Source organism: Mesorhizobium sp. M8A.F.Ca.ET.202.01.1.1, from assembly GCF_004791595.1.
Classification (GTDB): domain Bacteria; phylum Pseudomonadota; class Alphaproteobacteria; order Rhizobiales; family Rhizobiaceae; genus Mesorhizobium.
Window position 1 is genome coordinate 24,455 of record NZ_SRUN01000010.1, and the last position, 13,084, is coordinate 37,538.

Annotated in this window: 11 protein-coding genes; 8 read left to right on the forward strand and 3 right to left on the reverse strand. The window is 61.9% G+C overall.

Features of this window, described 5'->3' with window-relative positions; genetic code table 11:
* Positions 1-177: 177 nt before the first annotated feature.
* Both EN845_RS21050 and EN845_RS21055 read left to right on the forward strand, forming a co-directional pair.
* Positions 178-2,754 (forward strand): ATP-binding protein, encoded by a 2,577-nt coding sequence (locus EN845_RS21050; protein WP_127872547.1) that lies wholly within the window; start codon positions 178-180, stop codon positions 2,752-2,754.
* Positions 2,755-2,841: 87 nt separating this feature from the next.
* Positions 2,842-3,555 carry a DeoD-type purine-nucleoside phosphorylase gene (locus EN845_RS21055; RefSeq protein ID WP_127278244.1) on the forward strand — a complete coding sequence of 238 codons (714 nt, stop codon included), beginning with the start codon at positions 2,842-2,844 and terminating at the stop codon, positions 3,553-3,555.
* A gap of 378 nt (positions 3,556-3,933) precedes the next feature.
* Here the strand turns inward: EN845_RS21055 and EN845_RS21065 are convergent, their stop codons facing one another.
* Entirely contained in the window at positions 3,934-4,341 is a 408-nt protein-coding gene (locus EN845_RS21065; RefSeq protein WP_127872546.1) for a hypothetical protein, read from the reverse strand.
* Between the two features lie 343 nt (positions 4,342-4,684).
* On the opposite strand from EN845_RS21065, the gene urtA reads away from it, so the two are divergent.
* From urtA to EN845_RS21095, 6 genes are all read left to right on the forward strand, one after another.
* On the forward strand, positions 4,685-5,965 hold the full coding sequence (gene urtA / locus EN845_RS21070; RefSeq protein ID WP_245464357.1) for an urea ABC transporter substrate-binding protein: 1,281 nt from the start codon (positions 4,685-4,687) through the stop codon (positions 5,963-5,965).
* 107 nt (positions 5,966-6,072) lie between these two features.
* Positions 6,073-7,689 carry an urea ABC transporter permease subunit UrtB gene (gene urtB, locus EN845_RS21075; RefSeq protein ID WP_127872545.1) on the forward strand — a complete coding sequence of 539 codons (1,617 nt, stop codon included), beginning with the start codon at positions 6,073-6,075 and terminating at the stop codon, positions 7,687-7,689.
* The gene (gene urtC / locus EN845_RS21080) at positions 7,686-8,921 is read left to right on the forward strand and encodes an urea ABC transporter permease subunit UrtC (protein WP_127872544.1); all 1,236 of its coding nucleotides are present in this window, start codon (positions 7,686-7,688) and stop codon (positions 8,919-8,921) included. Before urtB ends, urtC begins: the two co-directional genes overlap by 4 nt.
* 6 nt (positions 8,922-8,927) lie before the next feature.
* Entirely contained in the window at positions 8,928-9,674 is a 747-nt protein-coding gene (urtD, locus tag EN845_RS21085; protein ID WP_127872543.1) for an urea ABC transporter ATP-binding protein UrtD, read from the forward strand.
* Between the two features lie 69 nt (positions 9,675-9,743).
* A complete protein-coding gene (urtE, locus tag EN845_RS21090; RefSeq protein ID WP_127278250.1) occupies positions 9,744-10,439 on the forward strand; it encodes an urea ABC transporter ATP-binding subunit UrtE in 696 nt (231 codons plus the stop codon).
* Positions 10,440-10,699: 260 nt separating this feature from the next.
* The gene (locus tag EN845_RS21095) at positions 10,700-10,876 is read left to right on the forward strand and encodes a hypothetical protein (protein ID WP_084636783.1); all 177 of its coding nucleotides are present in this window, start codon (positions 10,700-10,702) and stop codon (positions 10,874-10,876) included.
* Positions 10,877-10,925: 49 nt separating this feature from the next.
* On the opposite strand, the gene EN845_RS21100 is transcribed toward EN845_RS21095, so the two are convergent.
* Complete coding sequence (locus EN845_RS21100; RefSeq protein ID WP_127872542.1) at positions 10,926-12,074, reverse strand: GGDEF domain-containing protein; 1,149 nt, start codon at positions 12,072-12,074, stop codon at positions 10,926-10,928.
* 182 nt (positions 12,075-12,256) lie between these two features.
* On the reverse strand, positions 12,257-13,063 hold the full coding sequence (locus EN845_RS21105; protein WP_127872541.1) for a DUF72 domain-containing protein: 807 nt from the start codon (positions 13,061-13,063) through the stop codon (positions 12,257-12,259).
* Positions 13,064-13,084 lie beyond the last annotated feature (21 nt).

Here is a 13,084-nt window from a genome sequence, read left to right on the forward strand (position 1 = left end):
CCGGACTAGGAGAATATGATTCAACCGGCTAAAGCGCGTCGCGCTGAAACGGATTCATGCGACGCGCTTCAGGTCCTTGTTTTTCATGCGTGACGTTTTCCCAAAACCGAAGTCACTTTTGGGCGACATGCATTAGGGGCGGGTGTCGGAACCTCGGATTTCACGAGCAGGGGGCATATGGCCAAGGAAGCGCGCGGCGATTTCTATCCGGTACCGATCGTCGACCAGAATACGCGACCGGGCGCGGTCACCCGGCTTGTCATCTTCATCGTCGTTCTGACGGGCGCGGCCGTCGTCTTCGGCCTTTTCCGCGAGCGCCTCGGCGACCCCTTCCTGCTTGGCATGCTCGGCGTGCTGGCGATGATCGGTGTCGGCTTCCTGTTCGCGACCGCGATCGGCTTCGTGCAGATCACACCGCGCTCGACGGGCGACGAACTGTCCAAGGCTTTCGTCGATTCGATGGGCCAAGGCCTGCTGGTCACGGACACCAAGGGTCGCGTCGTCTACGCCAACCGGGCTTATGCCGATATGACCGGGGCCACCTCGGCCGCCGATCTGAAGACCGTCGAAGGATTGCTCTCGGATGTCCCCGAGGCCTCGGTGACCATTTACCGGCTGGCGTCCGGCTTGCGTGACGGGCAGCCGGGCGATGGCGAGTTCAGGCTCGCGCAATCGATCCGGCCCGGCGCTGAACCTGGCGCCCGCTGGTACCGGGCGCGCGCCCGCGCGTTCAGCGTTCCGGGCCAGCGGTTGCCGATGCTGGCCTGGCAGCTCGCCGATATTTCGCAGGAGCGGGCCGAGCAGGAGCGTTTCTTCCTCGATCTGCAGAAGGCCATCGATCACCTCGACCACGCGCCGGCCGGTTTCTTTTCGGCCGATCAGGACGGCCGCGTCACCTACATCAACGCCACGCTCGCCGGATGGCTGGGCATCGACCTTGCCAGCTTCACGCCCGGCGCCGTCACCTTGCCCGATATCGTTGCCGGCGACGGCATGGCGCTGGTGCGCTCCGTCAAGGCGGATCCCGGCACGACGCGCAATGCGGTCATCGATCTCGACTTGACGACGATGACCGGCGAGGCGCTGCCAGTGCGCTTCATGCACCGCGTTTCGGCAAGTCGCGAGGGCGTCGGCGGCCCGACACGCACCATCGTGCTCAACCGTACGCAAGGCGAGGATGCCTCGGCCGATCTGCGCGCTTCGGAAGTGCGCTTCACCCGCTTCTTCAATTCGACGCCGATGGCGATCGCCGGTGTCGATGCCAGCGGACGCATCCTGCGCACCAACGCACCTTTTCTGTCGCTGTTTTCCTCGGTCGTCGACCGCGATGCCGTGGATCGCCGCGTACGGCTCGACACGGTGATCCATGACCGCGACCGGCCGGCCTTTGCCGCGGCGTTCGAGAAAGCCCGGCAGCGGCAGGCCGATATCGAACCGATCGACACCGTGCTGCCCGGCAACGAAGAACGGCACATCCGCTTCTACGTCAATGCTGTCGCCGACGGTACCGGCGGCGAAGGAGCCGAGGAATCGGCCATCGTCTACGCCGTCGAGACGACCGAGCAAAAGGCGCTCGAAGGGCAGATGGCGCAAAGCCAGAAGATGCAGGCCGTCGGCCAGCTCGCCGGTGGCATCGCGCACGACTTCAACAATGTGCTGACCGCCATCATCATGGCGTCGGACCTGCTTTTGACCAATCACCGGCCGTCGGATCCGTCCTTCCCCGACATCATGAACATCAAGCAGAACGCCAACCGAGCCGCCTCGCTGGTCAGGCAGTTGCTGGCCTTCTCGCGCAAGCAGACGCTGCGGCCGGAAGTGCTGAACCTCACCGACGTGCTCGCCGATCTCAGGATGCTGCTTGCCCGGCTGGTCGGCAACGACATCAAGCTCAAGGTCGACCACGGCCGCGACCTGTGGCCGGTCAAGGTCGATATCGGCCAGTTCGAGCAGGTGGTGGTCAACCTGGCGGTCAACGCGCGCGACGCGATGCCGGCGGGAGGCGATCTCACCGTGCGCACACGCAACGTGACCGCCGAGGAGTCCAAGACCTTCCCGTATCGCGAACTCGCGGCCGCCGACTATGTGGTGGTCGAGGTCGAGGACACCGGCTCAGGCATCGCGCCCGACGTGCTGAAGAAGATCTTCGAGCCGTTCTTCACCACCAAGGAGGTCGGCAAGGGTACGGGCCTCGGTCTGTCCATGGTCTACGGCATCATCAAGCAGACCGGCGGTTTCATTTTCTGCGATTCCGAAGTCGGCAAGGGATCGACTTTCCGCATCTTCCTGCCACGTCACATCGCGGAAGCGAAAAAGGCGGCCGAACCCGGTGAAGCACCGGCCGCCGCGGCAGTCAAACTGGCCGATAGCACCAAGGACCTGTCCGGGTCGGCGACGGTACTGCTGGTCGAGGATGAGGACGCCGTGCGCATGGGCGGCATGCGGGCACTGACCTCGCGTGGTTACACCGTCCACGAGGCGTCCTCCGGCGTCGAGGCGCTGGAAGTGTTCGAAGCGCTCGGCGGCAAGGTCGATATCGTCGTTTCCGACGTAGTGATGCCGGAAATGGACGGGCCGACGCTGCTCGGTGAATTGCGCAAACGCCAGCCGGACATCAAGTTCGTCTTCGTCTCCGGCTATGCCGAGGACGCATTCGCCAGAAACCTGCCGGCGGAGGCGCATTTCGGCTTCCTGCCAAAACCGTTCTCGCTCAAGCAACTGGCTACGATCGTCAAGGATGTGCTTGAATCTTAGGTATTTCCAATGCCGCGCCCCTTGCATAACGCGGTAACAACGCCATGATTATTGGCAATATAGCAGGCGGGCTTGGGGGAGCAGCTGTTGACGCCACACATCGAGGCAAGCAAGGGCGACTACGCCGACACGATTTTGTTGCCGGGCGACCCGCAGCGCGCGGAGTGGATGGCCGGCACGTTTCTCGACACGCCGCGTTGTGTCAATCGTCGTCGCGGTGCGCTTGGCTTTACCGGCTCGTTTCGAGGCAGGCCCATCAGCATTCAGGCGACGGGTATCGGTGTTTCATCGTTCCTGATCTATGCGCATGAATTGCTTGATTATTATGGCGCCCGGACACTGATCCGCACCGGTACCTGCGGTGGCCTGAGCGCCGAGGCAAAGCTGCGCAGCCTTGTGATCTCGCAATCGGCACGGCCTGAAGACACTGAGAACGGCCGGGTCTTTGGCCTTTACGAGGCTGACGTCGGCCCGGATCCGGCGCTGCTCGCTTGCGCATTGGCCAAGGCAACCGAACTCGGCATCGACCACCACGCCGGCCTGACAGCCTGCACCGACATATTCTACCATCCCGACCCACGTGCCCGCTATGCCGACGCCAGGGCGCTCGGAGCGCTGGCCGTAGACATGGAAACCAGCGCTCTCTATCGCATCTCGGCGCATTTCGGCGCGAGGGCATTATCGCTGCTGACCGTGGTCGACAATCTGCTCACCGGCGAACAGACCGACTATTCCGAACGCCAGGAGCTTTTCACCGACATGAGCCGCCTGGCGCTCGAAATTGCCACGGAAGCGCGCTAGGCGGCGTCGCGCAACGATCGTTGTTTCATAGCCATCGGCGGCGGCGTGGGTCTTGTCGTAGACGCGTCATCGCCGAGCGCGTTTCGCGCCGCACGCTCCTGAAAGGCAGCCTTGCATCCAGCGCATTGATCGCCGGCGGCAGCTTTGTCGGCTCGTTGTTTCCGGCGAAACACATGCGGTCGCCGCTCTTTCGACACTCGGCTTTCCCGAGTTGAAGCGTCGCGAATGAAGGGGGAGGATGAAGACGGGGAATTGGCCATGGTGTCTGCCTCTCGAGGTGGATGTGACGGCGCACCGCTGCCTATCCAGTTTCGGCAACATCCAGATGACACGGCAGACGTGCAGACTCCCAAGGCAGCCCCGATGGGAGGCGAAGGCCTACTGATTGCCTCCCTTGGTGCAGGTCGAGGCGGTGAAGGCCCCGTCGGGTTGCTTCATGATGATGTCGAAGGAGGGCGGGTTCTGGCCGTCCAGGGTTGCCTGGGTCATCGAGAGCGCGTTGCCGCCGGCGGTATAGCCGCCGAGCGGGCCCAGCCACGAAATCACACCGTTTGCATCCATCTGATAGTTGTAAGCCTGTTGGGCGGTCCCGAAGGTGACGGGGCCTGTGTAGACGTTTCCCTTGATGGTGATGTCGCCGAGGTTGAGGAACAGGCCGAGCAGATAGACTTCGCAGTGATAAGTGCCATCGGGCATCTTGCCATCGCTGAAATCGGCTCGTGCCGCTCCGGTTGCCGCCGCCACAGACAAAATGCCGATGAATATGCGTGAAATGCCTGATGTCATGACGTCGTCCGTTTGAACGACAAGCTTGCCCTATTTTCGTGCCGCGCCGCAACATTTGTCGTCCGCGACACGTGCGCCAAGGTCAAAATATAGGCACGTGTCAAAAATGAGCTAAAATTAGGCATACGCCTCGTGCGCTGCGCAAATTTCCCTCAATCATTTTTTAACCGGCTCTCTTATCTCTGTTCATTCTAATGTATCAACTAACTGATAACGTTCGGTTAGTTTGCTATTTTCAGCAAGCCGGCAGCGGTTGGCACGGGGGTTGCATCGTAGTGTTGCGGTGCAATCAACCAGCTTGGGAGTCTTCGGTATGAGGGGTAATTTCTCGACAATAACAAAAATGGTCTCGGCGGGCGTGGTCGCCGCCGGTTTGATGATATCCGCTCCGGCCAGGGCTGCCGACGACACGATCAAGGTCGGCATTCTCCATTCGCTGTCGGGCACAATGGCGATTTCGGAGACGACGCTGAAGGACGCCATGCTGATGCTCATCGACGAGCAGAACGCCAAGGGCGGCCTGCTCGGCAAGAAGCTTGAAGCCGTCGTCGTCGATCCGGCTTCCAACTGGCCGCTGTTCGCCGAAAAGGCGCGCGAACTGATCTCCAAGGACAAGGTCGCGGCGGTGTTCGGCTGCTGGACCTCGGTGTCGCGCAAATCGGTGTTGCCGGTGTTCTCCGAGCTCGACAACATCCTGTTCTATCCCGTCCAGTATGAGGGCGAGGAAAGCGAGCGCAACGTGTTCTACACCGGTGCGGCTCCAAACCAGCAGGCCATTCCGGCCGTCGACTATCTGATGAGCAAGGACGGCGGCTCGGTGAAGCGCTGGGTGCTGGAAGGCACCGACTACGTCTATCCGCGTACCACCAACAAGATCCTCGAAGCCTATCTGAAGTCCAAGGGCGTCGCGGCCGAAGACATCATGACCAACTACACGCCGTTCGGCTTTTCCGACTGGCAGACCGAAGTTTCGGCGATCAAGAAGTTCGGTTCGGCCGGCAAGAAGACCGCCGTCGTCTCGACCGTCAATGGCGACGCCAATGTTCCGTTCTACAAGGAACTCGGCAACCAGGGCATCAAGGCCGAAGACATCCCGGTCATGGCCTTCTCGGTGGGTGAGGAAGAACTTGCCGGTCTCGACACCAAGCCGCTGGTCGGCCATCTCGCGGCGTGGAACTATTTCGAGAGCGTCAGCACGCCCGAGAACAAGAAGTTCATTGCCGACTGGCACAAGTTCATCAAGAACAACAAGCGCACCACCAACGACCCGATGGAAGCCCACTATATCGGCTTCAACATGTGGGTGAAGGCGGTTCAAAAGGCCGGCACCACCGATCCGGACAAGGTCATCGATGCCATGGTCGGCGTTTCGGTGCCGAACCTGACCGGCGGCTATTCGACGATGATGCCGAACCATCACATCACCAAGCCGGTGCTGATCGGTGAAATCCAGGCCAATGGCCAATTCGAAACGGTTTCGAAGACACCGGGCCTGGTGATGGGTGACGAATGGTCCGACTACCTGCCCGACTCCAAGGACCTGATTTCCGATTGGCGCGCGCCGCTCAGCTGCGGCAACTTCAATGTCAAAACCGGCAAGTGCGGCGGCAAGGGCACGAACTGATCCTCCCCGGGCTGGACCTTCGGGTCCACGCCCAAGACCGCGCGCGTCCGGACAGTTCCTCCACTGTCCGGACGCCCACTTCAACCTTCAATGGTCACCGAAAGCCGATGAAGATTCTCCACGCGATTGGCCTGACGCTTCTGTTCCTGCTGACGACGCTGTCGTCTTCGGGCGCTGCGGAAGCCGATCTGCGTGCCATCATCGCCAAATTCGCGACAGTAACGGACTTTTCCGAGACAGGAGCTGTCGTTCAAGAGTTGACGGCCACAGGCGATCCGGCTGTCGAACGGCCGCTTGCTGCACTGGCGGACGGCAATCTTTACATTCGTACGGCCGACTCGATGGTATTTGTCGGCAAGGAAGGCGACGAAAACCTCCAGCTTTTCGACCCGCTGAGCGGCGAGCCAGCAGGCGAGGCCTCCGAGGACGACATAACCAAGATCAGCGTCAACAACACGTTGCGCCGGACGATCCGCGATGCATTGGGCACGTTGACGCTTGGTTCCAAGGATCCGACGGTCCGCATCGCCGCCGCGGACACCATGTTCAAGACACCGGACGCCGCCAATATCGGCCCGCTCGACGCAGTCATCGCCAGTGAAAGCGTGGCGAGCGTCAAGGCTTTGCTGGAACAGGCGCGTGCCGCTTCCATACTGGTTTCGGACAAGCCCGACGCAGACAAGCTCGCCGCAATCGCCCTGATCGGTGCGCGCGGCGACCGCGATGCTGTTTCGCTGCTCACCTCGGTCGAGGCCAACGCCTCTGGAGCGGTCAAGGACGCGGCAACGGCTGCGATCGCAAACATCAATTCGACGCTGGCCTTGTGGGATGCCGGCCAGAACATCTGGTATGGGATCTCGCTGGGTTCGGTGCTGCTGCTGGCAGCGATCGGGCTTGCGATCACGTTCGGCGTCATGGGCGTCATCAACATGGCGCATGGCGAGATGGTGATGCTCGGCGCCTACACGACTTTCGTCGTCCAGCAGGTGATCCGCACGTCCTTTCCCGGCCTCTTTGACTGGTCGCTGGTGATCGCGCTGCCGCTTGCCTTCCTGGTTGCGGCATTCGTCGGTCTCATCATCGAGCGCGGGGTCATCCGCTTTCTTTACGGCCGGCCGCTGGAGACGCTGCTGGCGACCTGGGGCGTATCGCTGATCCTGCAGCAGGCGGTGCGCTCGATCTTCGGACCGACCAACCAGGAGGTCGGCAATCCGTCCTGGATGTCCGGCTCATTCGACGTCGGACAACTGGCCATCACCTGGAACCGGCTGTGGATACTGGTGTTCGCGCTCACGGTGTTCGGCATGTTGCTCTACGTGATGAAGCGCACGCCCTGGGGCCTGCAGATGCGCGCAGTCACCGCCAATCGGCGCATGGCCGCATCGATGGGCATCAGGACGCCGTGGGTCGACGCGCTGACTTTCGCGCTGGGGTCCGGCATTGCCGGTATTGCAGGCGTCGCGCTCAGCCAGATCGACAATGTTTCGCCCAATCTCGGTCGCGGCTACATCATCGACAGTTTCATGGTCGTCGTCTTCGGCGGTGTCGGCAATCTCTGGGGCACGCTGGTCGGCGCCTTCTCGCTCGGCATCGTCAACAAGGTTCTCGAACCCTATGCCGGCGCCGTGCTCGGCAAGATCGTCGTGCTGGTGCTGATCATCCTTTTCATCCAGAAGCGCCCGCGCGGCCTGTTCGCGCTCAAGGGCAGGGCGGTGGAAGCATGATGTCAGGACGCTTCTTCGCCGCGGGTACCGACCGCCGCATCGCCATCACCATTTTCGCCCTCCTGGCGGTGGCCGTCATCGTGCCGCTGCTCAACCTGGCTGTTTCGCCAACCAGCGCCTTCTACGTGCCGTCCTACATTGTCGCGCTGACCGGCAAGTATCTCTGCTACGCGCTGCTGGCGCTGTCGCTCGATCTGGTCTGGGGCTATTGCGGCATCCTTTCGCTCGGCCACGGCGCCTTCTTCGCGCTCGGCGGTTATGCGATGGGCATGTATCTTATGCGCCAGATCGGCTCGCGCGGCGTCTACGGCAATCCGATCCTGCCTGATTTCATGGTGTTCCTGAACTACAAGCAATTGCCGTGGTTCTGGACCGGCTTCGATCATTTCTGGTTCGCGGCAATCATGGTGCTGGCGGTGCCCGGCTTGCTTGCCTTCGTCTTCGGCTGGTTCGCCTTCCGCAGCCGCGTCACCGGCGTCTATCTCTCGATCATCACCCAGGCGATGACCTATGCGCTGCTGCTCGCCTTCTTCCGCAATGACATGGGCTTCGGCGGCAACAACGGGCTCACCGATTTCAAGGATATTCTGGGCTTTAACGTGCAGGCCGACGCGACCCGTTCGGCGCTGTTCGCGGCCAGCGCGGTAATGCTCGCGCTCGCCGTTTTCGTCACCTGGGCGATCGTCGGCTCCAAATACGGCAAGCTGCTGATGGCCGTGCGTGATGCCGAAAGCCGTACGCGTTTCCTCGGCTGGCGGGCGGAGAACGTGAAACTGTTCGCCTTCACCGTTTCGGCCGTCATGGCAGGCATTGCCGGCGCGCTCTACGTGCCGCAGGTCGGCATCATCAATCCCGGCGAATTCGAACCGTCCAATTCGATCGAGGTGGTGATCTGGGCGGCCGTCGGCGGGCGCGGCACCATTGTCGGGCCGATCATCGGCGCGCTGCTCGTCAATGCCGGCAAATCCTGGTTCACCGGCGTGCTGCCGGAATTCTGGCTGTTCGCGCTGGGCGGCCTGTTCGTCGCCGTAACCTTGCTCCTGCCGAAGGGCATCATCGGCATGTGGGACAACTGGCGCGGCAATGCCCGGGCGTTGCGCGCGGCTTCCCTCGCTGACGAAGCCGGCACCGAGGTTCGGGTCGCATCCGCCACCTCGAAGCCCGCTCGCTCGCCGGCGAGAAATCCAGGCGAATGGTCCTGGTCCGACCCCGAACCGCAGGCGGCGGAGTAAGCGACCATGAGCAAATCCAACACCATCCTCTATCTCGACGGCGTCTCGGTCTCCTTCGACGGCTTTCGCGCCATCAACAATCTGTCGCTGGTGCTCGACAAGGGCGAGATGCGCGCCATCATCGGCCCCAACGGCGCCGGCAAGACGACGATGATGGACATCGTCACCGGCAAGACGCGACCCGACGAGGGCGAAGTGTTCTTCGACGGCCAGGTGGACCTCACCCGGCATGACGAAGCCGAGATCGCCATGATGGGCATCGGCCGCAAATTCCAGAAGCCGACCGTCTTCGAAAGCCACACGATCGAGGAAAACCTGATGCTGGCGCTGAAGGGGCCGCGCTCGATCTTCCCGGCGCTGTTCCACCGCCAATCGGCCGCCGAGACGCGACGGATCGACGAGATTCTTGGCATCATCCGGTTGGGCGACAAGCGTCATGACCTGGCGGCCAATCTCAGCCACGGCCAGAAGCAGTGGCTCGAGATCGGCATGCTCTTGGCGCAGGACCCGAAGCTGCTTCTGGTCGACGAGCCGGTCGCCGGCATGACCGATGCCGAGACCGAGGAAACCGCGCGGCTGCTCAGGGACATCGCGCGTGACCATTCGGTCATCGTCGTCGAGCACGACATGCATTTCGTGCGCGAGCTCGGCGTCAAGGTCACCTGCCTGCATGAGGGTTCGGTGCTCTCCGAAGGCACGCTCGACTTCGTATCGGCCGACGAGCGCGTCGTCGAAGTCTATCTGGGGAGATGAGCATGGTCTGGCGGGTGCAATTCCATCACTTCGACATGTCGTTTCTTCGGTTCTGGAGAAGGCGCTGACATGCTCGAAGTTTCCAATGCCACGCTCCATTACGGCGCCGCCCAGGCGCTGCGTGGCGTGTCGCTGAAGGCGGCTGCCGGCCAGATCACCTGCGTGCTCGGCCGCAACGGCGTCGGCAAGACAAGTTTGATGAGATCGATCGTCGGCCATCACCGGCTGACGAGCGGAAGCGTTGCCTTCGAGGGGAAGGCGCTCGACCGGAGCGCGGCGTATGACCGCGCCCGGTCGGGCATCGCATTCGTGCCGCAGGGCAGGGAGATCTTTCCGCTGCTCAGCGTGCGCGAAAACCTCGAATCCGGCTTCGCGCCCTTGAGGCGCGCCGACCGCGACGTGCCGGCGCACGTCTTCGAGCTGTTTCCGGTGCTGAGGCAGATGCTTGGCCGCCGTGGCGGCGATCTTTCCGGCGGTCAACAGCAGCAGTTGGCCATCGGTAGGGCGCTGGTAATGCGGCCGAAGCTGCTGGTTCTCGACGAGCCGACCGAAGGCATCCAGCCCTCCGTTATCAAGGACATCGGCCGCGCCATACGTTATCTGCGCGACCAGGCCGGCATCGCTGTGTTGCTGGTCGAACAGTATCTCGACTTCTGCCGAGAGCTTGCCGACGAGGTCAACATCATGGATCGCGGCCAGATCGTCCACACCGGCCCGGCGCAAGATTTAGACCGGGCTGATGTTCGCAAATTCCTCACGGTCTAGAATCGGCACTGGACTTCAGTTGAAGATTTGAAGTTCTTGGCAAGTCCAATATTTCTTCCATCCATCATCCGCGTCTCTGGCACACGCGATGTCGCATGCTAGTCTTTTCCAGGCTTTGTGAGTCGGCCGCTTCCGTATCAGTCTGGTTATAGCAGATCGAGGCGCGGCGAAGGTTCTGCAAGTTCCACGCAAGCAAGGCTTCCTAGCTTCCCGATCTCTGTCGTTCAAACGCGTTTGGGCACACAGGCTAAGGGACAGCCATGGAACGTTACGTCGAGGACTACCAGAAGCGGCGGCTTACCGAACGTGTCGACATCATCGCCGCCATCAACATCTTGAGGTCACAGGGCTGCGACTACGATGATCTGATCGAGGAGATCACCAAGGTCTTTTACGTTGACCTCGACGCCTTCAATGAAATCGTCATGGCGGCCTAGGGGCAGTCTTCGCTATTCAACAATAACAGAGTCGCCATGATGCGAGTGATCAGCTCGCGCGCCGGAATGGCGAGGCGATGACGCGGTTGCGGCCTCCGCGCTTGGCGTCGTAGAGCGCCTTGTCGGCGGCGCTGAGCACCTTGTCCAAGCTGAGGCCCTCCTTGCTGCCAAACGCAAATCCGGCGCTCACCGTGCAGGTGAGCGAACCGGTTTCGGTTTCTATCAGTCGCATCGCGAAAGCCGCCCGAATGCGCTCAGCTGCTTCCTCGACCGTCTCCGGCAGAGTGCGCCTCAGCACCAGTGCGAATTCCTCGCCGCCCATGCGCGCGGCGACGTCGGCCGATCGAAGGTTGGCTGCCAACTCTCTGGCGAACACCTTCAGCACCTCGTCGCCCGCCGCGTGGCCGAATTCGTCGTTGATGGCTTTAAAATTGTCGAGGTCGAAGACGACCACGGCGGTAAAGGCGCCGACCGGAATATGGCCATGCATGTCGAACAGGGCGCGCCGGTTGAGCAGGCCGGTCAGGGGATCCGTCAGGGCGTTGCGGTGGTGGTGCCGCGCCAGACGCCCCTGGTTGAGGGCAAGCGAGAGTGCGCCAATACCCGTCATGCTGGCGATCACCACGATCAGGCTGAGCTCTTCTGCCCAATTGCTTGGCGCGTGGCCGAGCACCAGTGTTCCGTCCCAGGCGAGAACCATGGCGCAGAGCGCGAAGGACGTGGCCGTGGCCGAATAGAGCGTGGTGATGCCGATCGTCAAGGCGGGCGCCTCATCGCGGCCTCTCCAATATTCGAACGCCGTGGCGAACAGGAGCAAGGCAGCGAACATGTTCTCGAAAATGAAGCCGAGGCCGTCATAGGCCAAAGCCATGGGAGGCAGCGCTATCGCCAGGGAAACGCAACCCCACAGCGCCCGCAGCAGCGGCGAGCCGCCGGTGCGGAACTGATAGGCGGCACCCAGCATGGCCGAAAAGCCGATCAGCAGGAACGCCGAGGTGGCGATGCCGAGCAGGCGCCCGGGCATGTCGATATAGGCGTCATAGATGAAAATATCGCCAACCACGAACACCAGGCTGATCGCCCATGTCAGCAGGAACTTTTCCGAGCGGGCGGTCAGCCACATGCCGAACAGCGTCAGGCTGAGGCAAGCGGCGGAGAAACCGACAGCGAGCAGAAGTGAAGTGTAGTCGAGCGACATGCCCCTCTTTCCCTGCCGGCGACGGCTCCAGCTCTGCAGCTTGGCGTCGGAGTATTCATGCGGCAAGGAAGTGTCGATAAGGTTACGATCACGGCGAAGATGCCCAGGAATAGGCGCTTTGCTGCGCCCAAAACGCATGGGCGACGCACTATAGTGGGTGCTGGAAACCGACTGATGCTTTTTCAGTCGCTTACGCGCTTCATCAGCGCCATTGCCCCGAACGGAGCGCGCACCTTGCCCTCGGTGATGAAGTAGAGGAAGACGTCGCGCGGCTGGACCGGGGCGTCGGTAGCGGGGTCGGCGCGCCGCAGATCGGCCGGCTGCTTGCCTTCCGCCCAGATTTTTGCGCGCGCCGCCCATTCGTCGATGCCCTTTGGCGTGTAGCAGTCGGGATTGTCGTCGCTGCCGGTCTGCAACCGCGCATAGACGAAATCGCCGGTGATATCGGCGATGTCAGGATATTTGGCATGGTCGGCATAGACGATCGCCGCCTTGTATTTGCGCGCGAGTGCGGCGAACTCCGGCACGATGAAGCTGTCGTTGCGCACTTCGAGCGCGTGGCGCAGCGCGACGCCGTCCTGCTTTTCCGGCAGCAGTTTCAGAAACGCCTCGAAATCGTCAGGGTCGAATTTCTTGGTCGGCGCGAACTGCCACAGGATCGGTCCGAGCTTGTCACCGAGCGCGGCCACGCCGGAACCGAGGAAACGCATCATCGACTCGCCGGCTTCGCCCAGCACACGCCGATTGGTGACGAAGCGGTTGCCTTTCAGCGAATAGACGAAACCGTCTGGCGCCTCGTTGGCCCATTTGACGAAGGTCGGCTCCTTGAAGCTCGAATAATAGGTGCCGTTGACCTCGATGCTCGGCACTTGCCGGCTGGCGTAGTTCAGTTGCTTGGCCTTCGACAACTTGTCCGGATAGAAGGACGTGTCCCAAGGCTCGAAGGTCCAGCCGCCCATGCCGGCGCGGATTGTTCCCGACTTGCTCATCGTCGTCCTCCCAGATTTCAA